The organism is Geomonas agri, from assembly GCF_020179605.1.
In the GTDB taxonomy this organism is placed as follows: Bacteria; Desulfobacterota; Desulfuromonadia; order Geobacterales; family Geobacteraceae; genus Geomonas; species Geomonas agri.
Map to the genome: position 1 here is coordinate 1,053,802 of NZ_JAINZO010000001.1, position 20,179 is coordinate 1,073,980.

At 60.1% G+C, this 20,179-nt stretch carries 16 protein-coding genes; 11 read left to right on the forward strand and 5 right to left on the reverse strand.

What is annotated here, in order from left to right:
- The 6 genes from K7R21_RS04545 to K7R21_RS04570 all read left to right on the forward strand — a co-directional run bounded on the left by K7R21_RS04545 (position 1) and on the right by K7R21_RS04570 (position 6,217).
- Complete coding sequence (locus K7R21_RS04545) at positions 1 to 1,122, forward strand: ABC transporter permease (RefSeq protein WP_224982096.1); 1,122 nt, start codon at positions 1 to 3, stop codon at positions 1,120 to 1,122.
- Positions 1,123 to 1,193: 71 nt separating this feature from the next.
- The gene (locus K7R21_RS04550) at positions 1,194 to 2,174 is read left to right on the forward strand and encodes a TAXI family TRAP transporter solute-binding subunit (protein ID WP_224982097.1); all 981 of its coding nucleotides are present in this window, start codon (positions 1,194 to 1,196) and stop codon (positions 2,172 to 2,174) included.
- Between the two features lie 21 nt (positions 2,175 to 2,195).
- Positions 2,196 to 3,485 carry an alpha/beta hydrolase family protein gene (locus K7R21_RS04555; RefSeq protein WP_224982098.1) on the forward strand — a complete coding sequence of 430 codons (1,290 nt, stop codon included), beginning with the start codon at positions 2,196 to 2,198 and terminating at the stop codon, positions 3,483 to 3,485.
- 2 nt (positions 3,486 to 3,487) lie between these two features.
- Positions 3,488 to 4,321: an MlaA family lipoprotein gene (locus K7R21_RS04560; protein WP_224982099.1), complete on the forward strand. Its 834-nt coding sequence runs from the start codon at positions 3,488 to 3,490 to the stop codon at positions 4,319 to 4,321.
- 15 nt (positions 4,322 to 4,336) lie between these two features.
- On the forward strand, positions 4,337 to 5,290 hold the full coding sequence (locus K7R21_RS04565) for a hypothetical protein (RefSeq protein WP_224982100.1): 954 nt from the start codon (positions 4,337 to 4,339) through the stop codon (positions 5,288 to 5,290).
- 621 nt (positions 5,291 to 5,911) lie between these two features.
- On the forward strand, positions 5,912 to 6,217 hold the full coding sequence (locus tag K7R21_RS04570; protein WP_224982101.1) for a hypothetical protein: 306 nt from the start codon (positions 5,912 to 5,914) through the stop codon (positions 6,215 to 6,217).
- A 114-nt stretch (positions 6,218 to 6,331) separates the two neighbouring features.
- On the opposite strand, the gene K7R21_RS20805 is transcribed toward K7R21_RS04570, so the two are convergent.
- Positions 6,332 to 7,711 (reverse strand): rhodanese-like domain-containing protein, encoded by a 1,380-nt coding sequence (locus K7R21_RS20805; protein WP_318248345.1) that lies wholly within the window; start codon positions 7,709 to 7,711, stop codon positions 6,332 to 6,334.
- Between the two features lie 327 nt (positions 7,712 to 8,038).
- Here K7R21_RS20805 and K7R21_RS04585 point away from each other — a divergent pair, with 327 nt between their 5' ends.
- From K7R21_RS04585 to cysN, 4 genes are all read left to right on the forward strand, one after another.
- Complete coding sequence (locus K7R21_RS04585; RefSeq protein ID WP_224982104.1) at positions 8,039 to 9,382, forward strand: MATE family efflux transporter; 1,344 nt, start codon at positions 8,039 to 8,041, stop codon at positions 9,380 to 9,382.
- A gap of 348 nt (positions 9,383 to 9,730) precedes the next feature.
- On the forward strand, positions 9,731 to 10,423 hold the full coding sequence (locus tag K7R21_RS04590) for a phosphoadenylyl-sulfate reductase (RefSeq protein WP_224982105.1): 693 nt from the start codon (positions 9,731 to 9,733) through the stop codon (positions 10,421 to 10,423).
- A gap of 68 nt (positions 10,424 to 10,491) precedes the next feature.
- The gene (gene cysD, locus K7R21_RS04595) at positions 10,492 to 11,397 is read left to right on the forward strand and encodes a sulfate adenylyltransferase subunit CysD (protein WP_224982106.1); all 906 of its coding nucleotides are present in this window, start codon (positions 10,492 to 10,494) and stop codon (positions 11,395 to 11,397) included.
- On the forward strand, positions 11,397 to 13,049 hold the full coding sequence (gene cysN, locus K7R21_RS04600; RefSeq protein WP_224982107.1) for a sulfate adenylyltransferase subunit CysN: 1,653 nt from the start codon (positions 11,397 to 11,399) through the stop codon (positions 13,047 to 13,049). Before cysD ends, cysN begins: the two co-directional genes overlap by 1 nt.
- Positions 13,050 to 13,133: 84 nt before the next feature.
- Here the strand turns inward: cysN and K7R21_RS04605 are convergent, their stop codons facing one another.
- Positions 13,134 to 13,622 carry a DinB family protein gene (locus tag K7R21_RS04605; protein WP_224982108.1) on the reverse strand — a complete coding sequence of 163 codons (489 nt, stop codon included), beginning with the start codon at positions 13,620 to 13,622 and terminating at the stop codon, positions 13,134 to 13,136.
- Positions 13,623 to 14,077: 455 nt separating this feature from the next.
- On the reverse strand, positions 14,078 to 15,010 hold the full coding sequence (locus K7R21_RS04610) for a YeiH family protein (RefSeq protein WP_224982109.1): 933 nt from the start codon (positions 15,008 to 15,010) through the stop codon (positions 14,078 to 14,080).
- Positions 15,011 to 15,122: 112 nt separating this feature from the next.
- Here K7R21_RS04610 and K7R21_RS04615 point away from each other — a divergent pair, with 112 nt between their 5' ends.
- The gene (locus K7R21_RS04615; RefSeq protein WP_224982110.1) at positions 15,123 to 16,013 is read left to right on the forward strand and encodes a LysR family transcriptional regulator; all 891 of its coding nucleotides are present in this window, start codon (positions 15,123 to 15,125) and stop codon (positions 16,011 to 16,013) included.
- A gap of 42 nt (positions 16,014 to 16,055) precedes the next feature.
- Here K7R21_RS04615 and K7R21_RS04620 read toward each other — a convergent pair whose 3' ends face one another.
- Both K7R21_RS04620 and K7R21_RS20810 read right to left on the reverse strand, forming a co-directional pair.
- Entirely contained in the window at positions 16,056 to 17,573 is a 1,518-nt protein-coding gene (locus K7R21_RS04620; protein ID WP_224982111.1) for a sensor histidine kinase, read from the reverse strand.
- 1 nt (position 17,574) lies between these two features.
- Positions 17,575 to 19,962 carry a PAS domain-containing sensor histidine kinase gene (locus tag K7R21_RS20810; RefSeq protein WP_224982112.1) on the reverse strand — a complete coding sequence of 796 codons (2,388 nt, stop codon included), beginning with the start codon at positions 19,960 to 19,962 and terminating at the stop codon, positions 17,575 to 17,577.
- Between the last annotated feature and the right edge of the window lie 217 nt (positions 19,963 to 20,179).

Here is a 20,179-nt window from a genome sequence, read left to right on the forward strand (position 1 = left end):
ATGCGCGCCGCCAATATCGTCCACCTTGGTGTCAAGGAACTCTTCAGCCTGCTGCGGGACCCGGTCATGCTGATCCTGATCTGCTACGCCTTTTCGCTCGCCATTTATGCCGCTGCGACCGCCATGCCGGAGACGCTGCACAAGGCCCCCATCGCCATCGTGGACGAGGATCGCTCCCAGCTTTCCACCCGGATCGCCGATGCCTTCTATCCGCCTCAGTTCTCGCCGCCGTCGCGCATCACCCGTGAAGAGATGGACGCCAGGATGGATGCGGGGCTCGACACTTTTGCCCTTTCCATTCCCCCCGACTTCCAGCGTGACCTCTTGGCCGGACGCAGAGCCGAAATCCAGCTGAATATCGACGCCACCAGGATGAGCCAGGCCTTCACCGGCAACGGCCACATCCAGACCATCGTTTCCAACGAGATCGCCGGTTTCCTGCAGCGCTACCGCCCCGATGCGGGGCAGCAGGTCGATTTGGCCTTGAGGGCGCGCTTCAACCCGGAGTTGAACAAGTCCTGGTTCGGGGCCGTCATGAAGATCATCGACAACATCACCCTGCTTTCCATCATCCTGACCGGTGCGGCCCTCATCCGTGAACGGGAGCATGGCACAGTCGAGCATCTCCTGGTCATGCCCATCACCCCTTTTGAAATCATGATGGCCAAGGTCTGGGCCATGGCCCTGGTGGTGCTCTGCGCAACCACGGCCTCGCTCTACCTGGTGGTCGAGGGGGCGCTTCGGGTTCCGATCGAGGGCTCGGTGCCGCTGTTCCTCGCGGGGACCGCGCTGCACCTCTTCGCGACCACTTCCCTCGGTATCTTCCTTGGCACGGTGGCGCGCAGCATGCCCCAGTTCGGCCTTTTGACCATGCTGGTCCTGCTTCCCCTGCAAATTCTTTCCGGCGGCACCACGCCGCGCGAGAGCATGCCGGCGCCGGTGCGCGGCGTCATGCTCGCCGCCCCGAATACCCATTTCGTCATGCTCGCCCAAGCTATCTTGTACCGCGGCGCCGGGTTCGACGTGGTGTGGCCCCAGTTCGCAGCGCTCTTCCTGATAGGGAGCGTCCTCTTCGCCATCTCTCTTTCCCGCTTCCGCAAGACCATCGCGACCATGACCTGACGCGTGTGCATGTCGCAAAATTTGGTATAAATAAAGCTCGTTGCCAGAAATCCGGTTATCTGGAGGAGTATATGCACTTTCCCCGACAGGTCGCGCGCCTTGTCGTGCTGACCGCCGCCCTTCTGTTCCCGTCCTCTCACGTCCTTTGCGCCACAGTAGTACCCTTGTCCATCTCCTCCGGTACCACCACCAGCTCCTATTACGCCGCTGCCAGTGCCGTGGCCAAGATCTTCAACAAGAAGAGCGCGGTCTACGGGGTCAGGCTGGCAACTGTTGCCTCGGCCGGGTCGGTAGCCAACATCGACGCCGTCGCGGAGGGGAAGGCGGCCTTCGGCATCGCCGAGACGGAACTCTTAAAGAGGGCGATGCAGGGGGTACGTCCCTGGGAAGGTATGGCGAGGGGGGGGCTGCGGGCGGTGCTCGGGCTCTACCCGGCAACGGTCACCATCGTGGCGGCCGTGGACAGCGGCATCAAGCGCGTTGCTGACCTGAAGGGGAAAAGGCTCAATATCGGCGCTCCCGGCTCAATCGACAACACCTACGCCAGTGCGCTGCTGCAGATGTCGGGACTCAACCCCGGTGAAGTGATCAGCTCCCAGCACTCCACGGCGATCGCCCCGGAACTGCTGCAAAAAGGCGATATCGATGCCTACCTCTGCATTGTCGGCCATCCGAACCTGACGGTGCTGGAGGCAAGCGCCGGCAACCGCAAGGTACTCCTTGTCCCGCTGGACGAAACCCTGATCAAACAGGTGACCGCCAACAACCCGCTGCTCGCGCCGGTGGTCATCCCCATGCGCTTCTACCCCAACGTGCAGGCCACCGGCACCGTGCAGAGCCTGGGCGTCCGAACCGTCTTGTTCACCTCTGCCGACCAGTCCGACGAGTCGGTATATAACGTGGTGCGCGAGATCCTCGGCAACCTCGACCTGTTCCGGCGTCAGCACCCCATTCTCCAGGATCTGACCCCGGAGCAGGCAGCCCGGGTTACCGTCATCCCCCTGCACCCCGGGGCAGCACGTTATTTCAAAGAGTCCGGCCTGATTCCCTAGCACCGGCTCTGGGAGGTATCCATGAAACGTTTACTGGCATTGACCCTGCTGATTGTTTCCCTCATTGCCGCCCGGCCTGCCACCGCGGCGCCCCCGCAATCATATTTCTACCCGTTCGTGAACCCGTACGAGGCGACGGTGATGGAACTCCCTAAGGAGTTCGAGGTCCGGCTGCCGGACCAGGTCCCGGTGTACGAGTTCGTAGTCCGTCCCTTCCCGAATCGGGATATACCCGAAGTGTTCTGGTACGAGAAAGGGCTCGCCTGCTCGCTGGTGTACCAGGAGCGCAAGGCCCCGCTGGTCTTCCTGATCGCCGGTTCCGGCTCCCGATTTGACGTCCCCCGCATGCTCAAGCTGCAAAAGGTGCTGTACCAGACCGGTTTCCACGTTGTTTCCATCACCTCGCCCACCCACATGGACTTCGTGGTCAACGCGGCCAGCGGGCTTCCCGGCATTGCCACCGATGACGCCAAGGACCTGTACCGGGTGATGGACCTGGCCTACCAGAAGGTGCGCGATCGCATCCAGGTCTCCCAGTTCCTGCTTGCCGGCTACAGTCTTGGCGGCTTCAATGCCGCTTTCGTTGCCAAACTCGACGATAAGGAGCACCACTTCAACTTCAAACGCGTGCTCCTGGTCAACCCGCCGGTCTGCCTGTACGACTCGGTTTCGGCGCTGGACCGGCTGCTGGTACAAAACGTCCCGGGAGGGATGGACAACTTCGACACCTGGTTCCGCGGCGTCTTCAGCGAGACCATGCACTTGGCTGAATCGTGGGGGCCGGGCGGGTTGAGCGGCGAGTCGATGTACCGCACCTACAAACGGATGCAGCCCAGCGAAAGCAACCTGGCGGCCTTGATCGGCCTTACCGCGCGCATGAACGCGGCCGACATGATTTTCACTGCGGACGTAATGAACGGGGGCGGCTACATCGTGCCCAAAAACGTCCGTCTCACCTCGACCACCTCGCTTACCCGCTACGCAACTGTTGCCTACAAGACCAGCTTCGTGGATTATTTCGATCAGTGGCTGTTCCCGCATTACCAGAAGACGGAGCCTGGCCTGACCCGCGAGCAACTGCTGCGGCGGGAAACCCTGCGCTCGCTCGAGGGATACCTGAAAGGATCCGGCAAGTTCGGGCTCATCCACAACGAGGACGACATCATCCTGGTTTCCGGTGACATCGAGTACCTGGAACGTGTTTTCGGCGACCGGGCCTGGATCTTCCCCAGCGGCGGTCACATGGGCAACATGTTTCACCCCGACGTCGTCTCCGCCATCACCGGCTTTCTGAAAGGGAAGGAGGAGTGATCATGAAAAACTACAGCTATCACAAGCCTTGCTCGATGGCTCATACAACAGCGAAGCGGACCCCCGGTTTACTCGCCAAGAGAAGCCTCCTGGCGCCGCTGCTGGTTGTGCTGCTGCTCTCCGCCTGCAGCACCGCGCCCATAGTGACCGGTCCGGTTGAGCCGCCGCTTCGGCGCTACGAGGACCTGGTGAAGCCCGGGCAGCCCAACATGCTGGACGTGAAGGATTCCGTGGAGGGGTTCAACCGCGGCAGCTACCGGTTCAACTATTACTTCGACGAGTACTTCTATCGCCCCATCGTGCGCGGCTACGAGTTCATCACGCCCAATTACGTTGAGGACCGCGTTTCCGACGCCATCGACAACCTGGGTGAAATTACGAACTTGACTAATAATCTCATGCAGTTCAACCTAAAGGCCGCCGGAATCACGGTGAGCCGCTTTGTGGTCAACTCGACCATCGGCGTGGGAGGTCTGTGGGACCAGGCCAAGAAGATGGGGCTCAAACGCCAGACCGAAGATTTCGGTCTCACTTTGGGACATTACGGAGCCGGCAGCGGCAGCTATCTGATGCTCCCCGTGATGGGGGCCTCCAACGTGCGGGACACGACCGGGCTAGTCGCCGATCTGGCCACCTCCAACTATCTGGGGCCGGTCGCCTGGATCAACGACAGCACCTTTACCTATGCCTATTCCGGCATCTATGCCGTGGACAGGAGGCATCGCACCCCCTTCAGGTACCGCCAGACCGGCTCGCCGTTCGAATACGAGCTGATTAGGAGTCTGTACACTATGAAGCGCGATTTCGATATCAGTCAGACCAACGAGAAGAAGTAAATCCGGAGGCGGCAGTTGCTGAGGTTCCTACAGTCCATCTTCCGGCGCGGCACCAAGGGAGGCGCCGTGCCGGCCTCCCTGGTCAACAAGGCCATCGAGCGCGCCGTTGACGGCACCGATCCCTGGATCCGGGCCGTTTTCGCCTACAAGAAAAAACTCCGTCCCGCCGTTATGCACGCCATCGACCACGTCGTCACGCTTGTGGACGGCACTGGGCCGGTCCTGCCACTCGATCTGCAAAGCTACGACACCAATCCCAACCTGCGCACCTACTTCGTCACCGCCTCAGAAATGGCCGACTTCCTGGAGCGTGAGCCCAACCTGGTGCAGATGCGCGGCCAGAGCGCATCGCTGCAGCACGGCGCGACCGCACTTTTACTCATGGAAAAGCGGGAGCGGCTCACGCTGGGGGCATCGCTCTCGGGCGACGTGGTGCTGCGCGATGTACCTCAGGTAACGGTGAGCTTCGAGGCGCACCGGCTCATGGACCTGAACGACAGCGAGGAGGAAACCCGCTACCAGTTGAAGCGCCGGGCCTATGATCACCTGCTGCGTATCGCCCTGGGGCGGATCACCGAGATGAAGACCAAGCGGGGTACCCTGGAAAAGCACCGTACCCTTCTCAGTTCCAAGCTCTCCCTGTTGCAGCGCGGTGGCTTTGGCTTTGATCCTCGTTCGGGGGGGGAGACCGATGTAGCCGGGCTGGAGAAAAGGCTGGCCGATATCGAGGCGCAGTTGCTGGCAATGGGGAAGGACGACAAGATGCTGGAGGTTTACCTGGGGGTGGTGGCCGACGTCCTAGGGCGTGCCGAGGAGTACCTGTGGGTGGGTACCGAGACCCTGGTCGTGGACCGGATGGGGATCAAGCGCAAGGAAGCCGGGGCGGATGCCCGCGAAGTGACCTTTGACGTCTTGTGCGACGCCGAGGGAAGAAAGCTGGTCGCCTCCCTGGTGAACATACCGGCCTAAGGGCTTGGCTCCGCCAGGACAGGTCCCCAAAAACGGAAGGGGGCTGACTTCGCCAAGTGCCAGTCCTCTTTAAAGCCAACGATGGCAAACCAAGTCCCCCCGCGGTACCGCCGCAGGGGGCTCTTTTTTATGCCCGCTCTTGTTCCGGATCGAACACCACGCAGCGCAGCCCTAACCCTTCCAAAGCTGGCCCGCAGCAACCGTTGCAGGAAATGCAGACGGCCATGCCGTGGTCGCCCTCGTGCCATCTCTTGACCAGGTCCGGTTCGCCGATCACGGGGGCGGCTTAGCGCCGAATTGGGCCTCTTCCTGTCGCACCAACGTTGCCGAGCGCACGAAGCGGTCCTTCAGCAGCAGTTTGCCTATTTAAAAAGTTGTGCCATCCCTTGCTCCTTGCTCCTGTACTGGTCCTCAGGACGGAAAGCAGCTTCAACTCTGGCCTCTCTAACAGGACTTCTTGCCGAATAAGCCACTGGTGTCGTCGAATATTCTCTAATCCCAGTCTGCAGCTCTGCTGTTATCTTCAAATTTCAGTATGTTACAGGTTGGCATGGGCGATGCTATTAGTTAGGCATAAGCGCGCTGGAGCGCGAAAAAAACTCGATCAAGGAGGATGTAACAATGAAAAAACAACTTTTGGTCCTTATGGCGGTATCCCTTTTCGCGGCGGCAACACCGGTACTGGCTGAGGAGACCGCCAACCACGGCACCATGCACAAAGGCGGCGATGCGCAGTGCGAGAAAGAGTGCGCGATGCTTCTGAAGGATTGCAATAACCAGGTCGACAGCATCCAGGACAGGATCAGGAAACTGCAGGTCGCCATTAATGAGAAGGGCGCGAGCACCTACACTGTAGCAGAGCTGAAGATCCTCAAGAAGAAACTTCAGGAGGCAAACGACACGCTGCGCGTGTTGAACAAGCACTAGTCGCAGCGACAACACCCGGTCATCGGCTTGGTGCGATGGCGACAAGGAAAGGGCCCGCCCCCTAGGTGGCGGGCCCTTCTTTGTTTCAGGCGCGAGCGTTCCGCGATACTCGGATCACTTGATGGTGAAACCGCCGTCCTGGTTGGGAGCGATGGTGGCGTCCAGGTACTGGACCTGGTACCCCTTCTCCTTGAGGATGGTGTAGGCCATTTCGGCTCGGGTGCCGGTGTTGCAGTGCAGCACGACCTTCTTGTCCCTCGATATTTCTGCCAGGCGGTCGGCGATCTCGTCGGCCGGGATGTTGACTGCACCCTTTATCATCCCCGTTTTGGCAGCTTCGTCGGCGCCGCGCACGTCCAGCAGTTGCACCCCGGCCGGAATGCTGCGGGCGAAGGCCTGGAACTCATTGACCGGTATGGTGCCCGGCTTAAGTTTGGGAACGTAGACGACCTGGGTGGCCGGTTTCCCGGTGGCGGCCTGATAACCCGCACCTTTCCAGGCGTCGTACCCGCCCGTGAGGACGCGTGGCCCTGGGTAGCCGGCCTTGATCAACTTGGCCGCGACACGTTCGGCGGCGCCGTCGCCTGAGGCATCGTAAATCACGACCGGAGGCTTGAACTCACGTTTAGGGAAGTTGACCAGGACCTGGTCCAGGTCCCGTTCCGGCACATTGGTGGCTCCCGGGATGAAACCTTGTCCGGTTTGTGACTCCGGGCGCACATCGAGGAGCACGAGCGAGAGCCCTTTGTCCAGCCACCCCTCTTTGAGGGACTGCGCGCTCAGCACCGTGAAGTTGCGGTTGTTCCATTCGGGAATGCCGTCGTGGAAGATTTTTACGTTGGTATAACCGAGTTTTTCCGCCTCACGGGCGGAAGAGGGGCTGAGCGCTCACGTGACGCCGGCACAGAAGTAGACCAGCAGTTCCCCCTTGTCCTTGGGGAGCTTGTCCAGGTTCTTCTGGAAAGCGGGGTAGGGGATATTGATGGCGGTCGGGATTGTTCCCTCCTGGAACTTGGGCCCCGGCCGCGCGTCCACCAGGGTGTATTTCTCCTTCCCTGAGATCAGCTTTTCCATCTGCTCGACCTTGAGCTGTTTTTCAACAGGCACTTTCATGGCCGGCTTGATGGATATCTCGCTGATTTTCTTAATGCCGTTACTCCCCTCCACGTAGGCGACGCGCACCTCGTGTCCTTTCTTTATGGCCCGAAGCGACTTGTCCAGGTTTCCGGGGACGGCTGGGTTCACGATGCTAAGGGTGTCCTTGTCGAAGGCCACCACCTCGGCGCCGTCGTCGAACTTCAGTTGGATGGTCTGCGATTTCATGGCCACGTTGTCAAAAAAGGCGCGGAGTTGCCCTGGGGCAGGCTTGTGGCAGACCGCGCAGGACTTCACTTCCTTTACTTTTACCTTGGCCGGCGTTGCCTGGTCAGCTGCGAAGACCCCTGGAGTAGTGATAAGAGCGGTCGCTGACAGGATGGAAAGAGTACTGCACATTCCTCGAAGATACATCTCTTCTCCTCCTTTTAACTGAACTTAGATGCCTTTTGAACCGTATCGGCATTACTGTGCTGAGTTATAGCAGTTTGTTTACATCAAAGCAGTTGACACCTGACCACAGAAAACGTGAAGAGAGAGAAGGAAACCCTCTCATACCGACGTTTTCATACAGCCCACGGGCTATCTGCCAATGCTCTTATCCTTCTTGTCTTCTGACGCCATTGGGGTTATCTTCACTATTCCCCGGCGCGCCTGGCAGCCGGTTTCACCCCGCGCCCCCCTGGCACTGAGGCCAGCCGAAACAACCATAAAGGAAGGGCTCTTTTGTCCGCAACGAACCACGTTCCGCGCCTGCTGAAACTGGCAGGCCCCATGATACTTTCCACCTCCGCCATCACCCTGATGCAGATCGTGGACGCCATCGTCCTTTCCCGGCATTCGAGCGCCGCGGTGGCGGCCATCGGACCGGCCGGCCTGGCGGTAATCCTGTTCCAGGGCTTTCTCTTCGGCACCGCCGGCTACGCAGGGACCTTTGTGGCCCACAACCATGGGCGCGGCGACATCGCCGGAGTGCGCAAATCGGCCTGGCTCGGCATCCACACTGCGCTCGCCTCCGGCGTCCTGGCGCTGGCCGTTGCCTGGCCGATCGGCCAACTCTTTCGTTTGGCGGGGCATACTCCTGACGTCGCGGGCGACGAGATCAGCTACTTCACCATCTGCATGGCGGGTTCGTTGTTTCCCGTGCTCGGGTCCGCTCTGGCGGGCTGGCTTTCCGGCATCGGGCGCCCTGCCATCGTCACCGCGGTGACCTTCTGTTCCTTCGTCATCAACGCACTACTCGCCTGGGGGCTGGTGCTGGGGGAGTGGGGCATGCCGCGACTCGGGATAACCGGTGCCGCGCTGGCCACCGTCTCGGCCCAGGCCGTGGCCGCGTTACTCTACGCTGCCATCTTCGTCGTCGGCCATGGCTGCTCCGCCCGTAATGCCCGCCGCCCAGACCGCGTCGAACTCTTCCGTTTCCTGAAACTCGCCATGCCCATGGGACTGCGCATCAGCGGCGAGCTCCTGGCCTGGACCCTGTTCCTGGTTGTGCTCGGCCGGCTGGGAACCGCCGAACTGGCGGCCTCCAGCATCGCGTTCCGGATCAACGGTATGGCCTTCTTCCCCGCGCTCGGCCTCGGGCAGGCGGCGGGCATCCTTGTGGGACACGCTCGCGGGGCAGGGGAGGACGACGAGGTCCCGGCCATCGCCTCCCAGTCGCTGCTGGTGTGCGAAGTCTGGATGCTGGTGATGGCGGTTCTCTTCGCCACGTGCTCCGCTCCACTCATCTCCGTCTTCGCCGGTCATGGCCGGGAGTCTGTCCAGATCATCGAAACCGGTTCCGTCATCATGAAGTTCGTGGCCTTTTACTGCCTCTTCGATGCCGCCAACGTCATGACCGGCTGCGTGCTCTCCTCCGCCGGCGATACCAATTGGGTCGCCCGTACCTTCGTCTATTCCTCCGCTGGCTTCCTGCTTTGCCTGTGGCTGATTGACAGCTTCATGCCCAGCCTTATCGCCGAGTGGACCCTCGGCACTTGTTTCGTCCTGTTCACCGCCGTTGTCTGGTCGCTGCGCTTTCATTCTGGCGCCTGGAGAACGATCCGGGTGTTGCACGACTCACACTAAGGCTGCCCGGTGCCGTCAGACTATTCCCTACCTGGCTGCTGTAGAATCTCTCCTGTCCTTACTCCAATCGCCCTCTATCCCCGCTTTTTTGTTCCAGTACTGCGCCACCATTGACAGCGTGATGCGGTTCTTTGTTTCGTGTATTCAGTAATTTGCACTGTGTGACCTTTTCCTGTTGTCATAGGAGTGAACAAGGCAACACATAAACCTACTTATTGTGTGTGCAATTAATATAAATTTTGTTGACTGTTTTGGTTATATAAGATACAACCTCACACAAGCATGGATCTGGGGTTTTATACTTTTCCCCGATCCCAGCACTGAATCGCATCTGGAAAGGAAGCCGCAATGAACGCTGTGCCTGAAATTCCCGCCGACGCAACCGCCCAGGATATCTTGCGCCTCGGCCTTGAAGCCGCCCAAGGACCGGTGAAGCTCGCCTGCTCCTTCTCGCTGGAGGATGTCGCCATTATCGAACTGGCCAAGGAGGCCGGCCTGGAGATCGGCGTTTTCGCCCTCGATACCGGCCGGCTCAACGAGGAAACCTACGAGGTCGCCGACGCCATCACCGAGCGATACCGGATCCAGATTGACTGGTTTTTCCCCAAGCATGAAGCTGTAGAGAAGCTGGAGCGCGAGAAGGGGCTTTTCTCCTTCAGGGAGTCCCTGGAAAACCGCCACGAGTGCTGCCACATCCGTAAGGTGGAACCGCTGGGGCGCGCGCTGCAGGGCCTGGCCGGCTGGATCACCGGCATGCGCCGCGACCACAACGTCACCCGCACCGACCTGAAGGCCATCGAACTGGACCAGTTGAACGGCGGCATCCTCAAACTCAACCCACTGCTGGACTGGAGCGAGGCCCAGCTCCTGGAGTTCGTCAAGGAGCGCCGCCTGCCGCAGAACCGCCTCCTGAAGCAAGGCTACCGCTCCATCGGCTGCGCCCCTTGTACTAGGGCGGTTCAGCCCGGCGAGGACGCCCGCGCTGGCCGTTGGTGGTGGGAGAACCCTGAGCACAAGGAGTGTGGCCTGCACCGCAGGTAACAGGGTAGGGGACGACGCGCCCGGCGCTGATAAGCTCCGGCACACGAAGATCGATACGGGATAACGCCATGAAGAAAAATCTGACCCATCTGCAGCAACTCGAAGCCGAAAGCATCCACATCATCCGCGAGGTGGTGGCCGAGTTCGACAACCCGGTGATGCTCTACTCCATCGGCAAGGATTCCGCGGTGATGCTGCACTTGGCCCGCAAGGCCTTTTACCCGGCACCGCCGCCTTTCCCGCTGTTGCACGTCGACACCACCTGGAAATTCCGCGACATGATCGAGTTCCGCGGCCGCATGGCAAAGGAGTCCGGCATGGAACTGCTGGTGCATGTGAACGAGGACGGGGTGAAAAAGGGGGTCTCTCCCTTCACCCACGGCTCCGCGCTCTACACCGACGTGATGAAGACTGAGGGGCTTAAGCAGGCTCTCGACAAGTATAAGTTCGACGCGGCCTTTGGCGGTGCACGCCGCGACGAGGAGAAGTCCCGCGCCAAGGAGCGCATCTTCTCCTTCAGGAGCGCCAATCACCGCTGGGACCCGAAGAACCAGCGCCCCGAACTCTGGAGTTTGTACAATACCCGCGTCAAGCCGGGCGAGAGCATCCGCGTCTTCCCGCTCTCCAACTGGACCGAACTGGACATCTGGCAGTACATCCACCTGGAAGAGATACCCATAGTGCCGCTTTACTATGCGGCGGAGCGTCCCGTGGTTGAGCGTGACGGCATGCTGATCATGGTCGACGACGACCGGCTGGAATTGCAACCGGGCGAGAAGGTCGAGTACAAGTCGGTCCGCTTCCGCACTTTGGGCTGCTATCCGCTCACCGGCGCGGTCGAGTCAGAGGCCGACACGCTCCCCGAGATCATCCAGGAAATGCTGCTTACCCGCACCTCCGAGCGCCAGGGGCGCCTGATCGACCACGACCAGGCCGGTTCGATGGAGAAGAAGAAACAGGAAGGATACTTCTAATGGCACATCAATCAGAACTGATCGAGAAAGATATCCTTGCCTACCTGAAGAGCCAGGAGGAGAAGTCGTTGCTTCGCTTCATCACCTGCGGCAGCGTGGATGACGGCAAGAGCACCCTGATCGGGCGCCTGTTGTGGGATTCCAAGATGGTCTTCGAGGACCAGTTGGCTGCGCTCGAGGCGGACAGCAAGAAAGTGGGGACCCAGGGGGGCGCCATCGACTATGCGCTCCTTCTAGACGGGCTGCAGGCCGAGCGTGAGCAGGGCATCACCATCGACGTCGCCTACCGCTTCTTCTCCACCGCCCGCAGGAAGTTCATCGTGGCCGACACCCCGGGACACGAGCAGTACACCCGCAACATGGTGACCGGCGCCTCGACGGCCAAGGTGGCCGTGATCCTGGTCGACGCGCGCAAGGGGCTCTTGACCCAGACCCGCCGGCACAGCTTCCTGGTTTCCCTGGTTGGCATCAAGCACGTCGTCCTGGCCATCAACAAGATGGACCTGATCGACTACGACGAGGAGAAGTTCCGCGCCATCGAGGCGGACTACCGCGAGTTCGCCGCGCCGCTAGGGTTCACCAGCATCACCGCGCTCCCGATTTCCGCGCTGAACGGCGACAACATCATCGACAAGAGCGGCGAGACCCCGTGGTACCAAGGACCGACCTTGATGCACTTCCTGGAGACGGTGCAGGTCGAGGACGACCGCGACGAGCAGCCGTTCCGCCTCCCGGTGCAGTGGGTGAACCGTCCCAACCTCGACTTCCGCGGTTTCTGCGGCACCGTCGCCTCCGGCACCGTCCGTCCCGGCGACGAGATCCGGGTCGCCTCCTCGGGCCAGACCAGCAAGGTCGCCCGCATCGTCACCTTCAACGGCGACCTGGATGAGGCGGTGGCGGGGCAGGCGGTGACGCTCACCCTGGAGGACGAGATCGACATCAGCCGCGGGGACATGCTGACCCGTCCCGAGGCGCCGCCGCTCTACACCAGGCATCCTGAGGCACACTTGGTCTGGATGCACGACGAGCCGCTGCAGCCTGGCCAGCTTTACCTGGTGAAGACGGCAACCGGCGTGACGCCGGGCCGGGTGACCGCAGTGCAATACGCGGTGGACGTGAACACGTTGGAGCAGAAGCTGGTGAGCACCCTGGGGCTGAACGAGATCGGCCTGGCGCGCATCGAGCTGGACCGCCCGGTGTCCTTCGACCCGTACGGCACCAACCGTGACACCGGCAGTTTCATCCTCATCGACCGTTTCACCAACGCGACCGTGGCGGCGGGGATGGTGCTGAACGCTCCCGACGAGTCGCAGCGGGCGCACCTCTCGGCGGGCGAGAGTAACCCATGGGCTCCGCGGCATATCACCCTCGACGCGGTGGCCGCGACCAACCTGAACCTGGTCGATTTGACCGAAGAGAAGGGGCTTTTTATCCTCGATCTCGCCCAGAGCATCCATGATTATCTGGGCAAGGGAAACCGCATCCTGATCAGGCTGCGCGATCTGTCACAACTGGAGCCGGTGGCGCAGCTGGCCTACGACCATGAGCTTGCCTTTGAATTTGACCGAAGCGGTGACGGTGTGAGCATCCTGCTCTTCAAGCGCGGAACGACGCCGGCAAAAGGGTACGGTGACGACGGCACCGGCATCTAGCCAGAACAAACCAAAGGCCAAGGGGCGGCTGCTCCTTGGCCTTTTTTGTTGTAGCAAGTGAACCCTTCCGAGACCGACCAGGTGCTAAAGCTTGGTGAGATAGGCGTCCCTGGTCAGCCAGAGCTCTTCCATCCGGTACATGTGCCAGTGATCGTGCATGAGGATGTGCCTAGTGAGGATGTAAAGCGAGTACGCCTCGTATTCCGGGTGCGTCCCGGTCCTGCACCACGTTGTTTCGTCCAGTCCTTTCAGCAGTTCCAACTGCTTCACCCTGCAGGTGGTGAACTGGTCCAGAGCCGTCGTTATTTCCAACCGCGACGGAGTGTCAGGTTCCTCTTCCCCTTGTCCTGGAAGGTATGGGATGAATTGGGGATGCTCCTCCTTCAAAAAACGGTCGATCCTCTGTAGCAGCATGGGCTGTACCTCGGCGAGGTGGTTGACGTGCTCGGCTATGGTCCAGAAGCCGTCACCCCTCCGTAGATCCAGTTTCTGCTCCGGAATGGTTGCCACGAACTGCGACAGGATGCTGGGCGTCCTTTTGAGGCCGTCGAGCAGATCGGGGATGTCGCGCATTGCTTCTCCTTTCACGCCGTGTCTTACGCCTACTGCTGGCGCATGTGTTTACTTCATTGAGTTTCCCTTTAAACGGTACTAGATACTGCCGCAATGAGCAACTTTGTTATGCAAGTGCCCACCGGGTCTGTGTTGGCTGCCATCAGCCCGAGGCCCGCACGATGGAAGGTCCCGTCCCCTGCGAAGGGTGCCACCAGACCCTCTGAATCAGGCGTAAACCAAAAAGGATCGAATTGATCTTTTTATGTTGACTTGTACCGCCGCTGCGGTGTATGAGTAGATAACTTCTATTTCGGGAAAGGAGATCAGGCTATGTGGACCTCTAAGTTTGCTATTCGCCCTGTATCGCACTGCAAAGAAGGTTGCAGAATTTAGCCCGTCTCTAGCGAGGCGGGCGTCCCTTACCCAAAGAGCTCCGGCAGCGATGCCGGGGCTCTTTGTATTCGTGGTCCAGGTCATGCGATCCCGATCGCCAATAACGCGGCCAAAGTTACGCAGCTTACTGCGACCCAGAGCGTCACACCTTGCAGCATGGGACGCAATCCCACCCTCCTGAACACTTCCCGGCTTAGTCCCAGCCCCACCAAGAACAAAGAAATCTTGAGACAATGTGTGGCTAACGCCGCGACGTGGTCCCACTGTGGCCCGTATGCCGGTAGAGCGGTCCTGATAGTTGCCGCAAGAAGAAACCCGATGATGAACAGGGGGATGCTGATCCTCTCCCTCGATCCCCTCAACAGCGCAAAGCCAAGCACGACCGGCGTGATCCAGATGGCTCGGGCCAATTTGACGGTGGTGCCGACCTTCAGTGCCTGAACCCCATAGGCGGAAGCGGCACCGACGACGCTACTGGTATCGTGGATGGCGAGGCCGGCCCAGGTTCCGAAGACGCCCTGCGGGAGCCCGAGCAGGTGTCCGATGAGAGGGAAAACCAGCAACGCGATGGCATTGAGGGTGAAGACAGTGCCGAGCGCGACTGCCGTCTCGTCGTCTTTGGCATCAATCACCGGTGCCATCGCTGCTATGGCGCTGCCGCCGCAGATGGCGGTTCCGGCGGAAATGAGTATCGAGGTGTTACTGCCGGTGCCAAAGAGTTTCCCCAGCAGGTAGCCCACGGCGAGCGTACAGCTGATCCCGACGATGGTGTAGAGCAGGTTTGCCCTCCCTGTCTGCAGTACTTCACCTATCTCCAGTCCGAAGCCCAGCCCCACTACGGAAAGCTGCAGGGTGATCTTGCTCAACCGCGCCGTGCGCGTCAGCCATGGATTCCCGAACACCAGGGCATACGCTATCCCTAATGCGAGTGCGACTCCTGTGCCGCTCCCTGGTGCGGCGGCTGCTATCAGCATCAATCCCAAGACGACGATCCGAACTTCTACCCTCTGCATTGTCCCCTCCAATATGTGGAAATCATGGTTGGATCATATCGCTATTGCTATATAAATAAAAATGAGTAATATAATTTTTTTGGATCAAAATTATTTATGAAGTGGTGCGGTCATGGCTATTACGCTGAGGCAGTTGGAGATCTTCGAGAAAGTTGCGATGTGCGGGCAGGTGACGCAAGCGAGCAATCAACTGCTCTTGACGCAGTCTGCGGTCAGCATGGCGCTCGCGGAACTGGAGCGGTTGTCGGGGGCGCCGCTCTTCGAGCGTTCCGGGCGGCGGCTCTATTTAAACGATCGCGGTCGGCAGTTGCTCCCCGAGGCCCGGGAGGTGCTGGCAAGGGTGCACAGGATAGAGAGGTTCCTGGAGGAATCGATCGGGACCCCGACGGGAACGCTGGTAGTCGGTGCGAGCACTACCATCGGCAATTACCTCCTTCCTGCAATGGTCGGCGAGTTCTCGCGTCTCTACCCTGGCGCCAAGGCTCTTTTGCAGGTGGGCAACGCGCTCCAGGTAGAGCAGGGGGTCGAGGCGGGCGAGCTGGATCTCGGGTTAATCGAAGGGCTGCAGCACCTCCCGTCCCTCGAGGCCTCCCCTTGGCGGCGGGATGAATTGGTGTTGATCGTGGGGAAGGATCACCCTTGGGCATCGCTGGGGCGAGCGACGCCGGACATGCTGAAGGATGCGGCCTGGATCATGAGGGAAACGGGATCCGGCACCCGGGAGATTTTTGAAGCCGCCATGGAGAGGGCAGGGGTGAGCTACGCGGTGGCTCTTGAACTGGGGCACACGGAGGCGATCAAGAAGGCGGTGGAAGCTGGGTTAGGGGTAGGGTGCATCTCGCGCATGGCCGTGCAACGTGAGCTCGACCAGGGATGGCTGTACGAGGTGGCCAATCCGGTCGACCTGCAGCGAACCCTGTTGATCGTAACCAGGAAAAACGACTATCGCAGCGCCTTGTTCAAGGCTTTCCTGGATCTGCTGGAAAACAATAAAGAGCTTTAGACTAAGGATAGGGGTGAGCCGCCGCTCCTCGCCCTGGGACTTTCAGGGTAGGGAGAAATAGAAGGTGGCGCCCTTGCCCGGCTCTCCTTCGGCCCACACCTCGCCTCCGTGCCGCTTGATGATTCTCTCCACCGTTGCCAGCCCGATACCGAACCCGCCGCTTCGTTGCGACCCCGGCAGACGCCGGAACGGGACGAATATCTCCTTGGTCTGCGCCGCGTCGAAGCCGATACCGTTATCCCTGACGTAGAACGCCGGCACGCCTTCACGGATGGTACTTCCGAACTCGATGACAGTCTCCTTCCGTCCCGCCGTGTACTTCCACGCATTGCCGAGCAGGTTGGCGAGGACCACCCTGAGCAACTGGCTGTCCCCCTGTGCCGACAGGCCTGGCGCTATGGTGAAGGTCGCCAGTCGCTGCGGCTCGGACCGCGCCAGTTCGGCCGCGATCTCCTCTGCTCCGAGGCTCAGGTCCACCGTTTCCTGCTTCGGTTCCGCGTGCGCCATCTCCGCGAATTCGAGCAGGGCGTTGACCAGCTTGTTCATCTTCACGGTGCCCTCGTAGGCTTTCTGGAGGAAATCGCGGCAGTCGTCGCCGAGCATGTTGCCGCACGTCATGCTGACAGCCTGGCAGTAGCCGCTGATCAGGTTCAAGGGTTGACGCAGGTCATGGGCCACCGTGTAGTTGAAGGCGGTCAGGTCGCGGTTGGCGCTCTCCAACTCATCCGCCCGTGACGACAGGGCCCGGTTCAGGTCCGCGATCTTCTGCTCCAGGACTTTTCTCTCAGTGATATCGTCGATGATAGCGACCATGAAAGTGTCCTTGCCGTTTCGGTCCTGTACCATGGAGACCGTTAGGGAGGCCCAGACGACGGTGTTGTCGTGGACGTAGCGTTTTTCCAGCGAATAGCTGCGCTGTTTTCCTTCCAGCAGAAGTTCATGGTGGCTGCGGCACACCGGCAGGTCCTCGGGATGGGTGAAGTCGTAGATGGTGGCGGGTACGCTGCCGCTGTTGCACCCCGCGATGTCGCAGTACTTGTCGTTGATGCGCAGGAAGGTACCATCCATGGCAACGTGCCCGACCCCGACGGCGGCCTGGTCGAAGGTAGCCTGGAGTCGCTGCTCGCTTTTGCGCAGCAGCTCGTTCTGCTCGGTAAAGCGGTGCTTCAGCTCCCTTACCTTGACGATCCCGGTCACGGCGGTATGCAGCTTGGATAAATTGACCGGTTTGAAAATGTAGTTGCTGAAACCGAGCTCGATGGCGCGTACCAGGAAACTGGTGTCGCTGTAGGCGCTGACTGCTATCAGGTCGACTTCCTGGTCTATTTCCCGGATGTGGCCCGCCATGGTGAGACCGTCCATCGCCGGCAACCTGATGTCGGTGATCACGATCTGCGGCCGGTGTTCCTTAAACAGAGTCAACCCCTGTGCTCCATCACTTGCTATCAGAATGTTGATGTGGGGATGATCCTCGATAAGGAGGTTGCCGATCAGCTCCCGTGTCTCGGCCTCGTCTTCCACGTATAGGATGCTCGTTACCCGCTCTCTAGCTGTAGGCATGTCATACCTCGATGATGAATTCGGCGCCGCTGTCGGTGTTCTGTGCGGTCAGTTTGCCGCCCATGCTCTTCTCAATGATCGCCTTGGACATGAACAGGCCGATCCCTGTTCCCTTGCCGGGCTCCTTGGTGGTGAAATAGGGGTCGAAGATCTTGTCGATGACTCCGGCCGGAATGCCTCCCGCGTTGTCCGAAACCGTAACCACGCTTTTGTCGTCGTGCTTGCTTATCCTGATGACCACCTTAGGATTGGCGACAGAATGTTCACGCAGCGCGTCACGTGCATTGACCAGGATGTTGATCACCACCTGCGCGTACTCGTTGCGGTAACCATCAGCCATGACGGCTTCCTCGGGACGGTGCACCTCCACAGCGATCCCCTGCAGTGTTTCCCTCACCATCGACAGCGCGTTGTTGATCACCTCGCCGACGTCGAATGGCAGTTTGGTCTTGTCCGGGTTCAGGTACGCAGAAAAGTCCTCGATCGTCTTGGACATGTGTTCGATGAGCTCCGTGCCACGGCCCACGCTTTTGCGCACGATCTCCACGGACAGGGTGCCACGTTGGTAGCTCCTTGCCAGGTTCTGCAGTATCAGCCCGAGCACGTTCAGGGGCTGGCGCCACTGGTGCGAGATGTTGACCAGCATTTCCCCCATCGCCGCCAGCCGATTTTGCTGCATGAGCATCTGATCCCTGACTCTCAGTTCCTCGACCGCCCGTAGCCGCTCCTCAGTTTGGCTTTTCAGTTCCTGCAGGGCATGCCTTAGTTCCTCGGTTCGTTCCCGCACCCGCACTTCGAGGCTGTTTCTGGCCTTACGCACCTCCTCCTCGGCCTTCTTGCGTTCGGTGATGTCAAGGGCGAAACCGACCCCTTCCTCGGGTGCTTCAGGCAGGGTGGCGGCGCCTATGATGATGGGAACCCTGGTGCCGTCGCTGCGCAGGAACTCCTTCTCGTATGGCGTGTCGAGGCCGGTGGCACGCAGTTCGTCAAGGGCGTACTGGTCCAGAGCATCGAACTCGGGTGGGGTAAGCTCGCTCCACTTTATCGTCCCCGCTTCCAGTTCGGCCCGGCTCCGCCCCAGCATGTTGAGAAAGGCGTCGTTGGCGTCGAGGATGTCCCCGTGCATGTTCCAGTAGATGAGGCCGATCATGCCGGAGTCGAAGATCCTTCGCAGCCGCGCTTCGGCCTTCTTGGGATCGGTGATGTCGAGGGTGGTGCCGATCACCCGGGTCGGCCTCCCTGCTGCATCGAAAAACACCTGTCCCCTCGCCATAAGCCAGCGTTCCTTGCCATCCTCGATGCCGATGGCGCGGCATTCGGCCCGGTAAAAGCCGCCGCTGTCCGGCTGCAGGGCCTTCTTAAGCGCTTCCTGCGCCTGTGCACGGTCTTCCGGGTGGACCGCGGATATCAACAGTTCGTAGGACGCCGCCGCATCAGGCGACAGCCCGAAGTTCCTCTTGGCTTGGTCGGACCAGGTCAGCTTGCCGGTTTGTGGTTCGAACTCGAAGGTGCCCATGCCGGTGGTGGTGATGGCCATCTGCAAGGTGGCCTCGTTGTAGCGCAGTTTCTCCTCACTTCGCGCCAGTTCCTCGGATCGCCTGGCAAGCTCCTGGCTCTTTTCCTGTTCCATCCGCGCCAGTTGCACGTAGTCGGCGAGGAGTCCAAACAGCATGACAAACGCCCCGATGACGATGATGTTGCGGCCAAGATAGAAGGGGAGGTTGAACCAGTTTGCCCCCAGTGCGTTCATGGCAACCGACGAGGTGGCGGCCAGTTGTGACAAAGCCGTAAAGGCGAAGAGGCGGTCTCCGGTATCGAGGTAGGTCGCAGTGGCTACCACTGCGCTGGCGAAGAGCATCGTCGCCAGGAACAGCAGAAGGGCGACCTCCCCCTCCGTGAAGCTTCCTGCCACCACCATGACAGGGAGGACGCGATCGAGTTTCACCACGGCAACCGCGGCCAAGGTGACCGCTCCGACCGCTGCTGCCGCAATCATCCAGGCGGAACGTCTGCCGCGGGGGACAGAGCTGAAGGGGGCAATTATGACGCAAGCGGCAAGGGTAGCCATCTGCAGGTTCATCAGCCAGGGGGAAGTGTTCGGCAGCGCCTCGATGATGCCTCGGTTGCCTGGCAGCGTTGGGAATACCAAGAGACGGAAAATGGAATAGATGGAGTGAGCTAGGTAGGCGATCCCTATCCAGAAAGGGGCGGGATACCTGAGCACCTGGTGTCGCCCCAAGGCGAGAAACGCGACACAGAAGGAACAAAGGGCAACGAAGGTATGTACCGTGGGCAGATACCACTGCACCACTTCAGATCTGGTCGGCGGAGCAAAGAAATACACCAGGACGTTGAGTAAGCCGAGAGAGGCGGCTACAACGACTATCACAGCGTAGAGTGGCCGGTCCGGCCGATTTATCAAAAAACTGCTCTGGGTCACAGATAGGCCATCCATTTATTGAGGTTGAAGTGATTACTGATGGAAATTCATTGCAGGTCGTAGCATTAGAATTCGGTAATTATATACAGACGGAGAAGGGTGGCAACATGCATAAAGACAGGAGTGACGGCTGCGTAGCGGTGGAGAGGATATATGTGAGGATGCT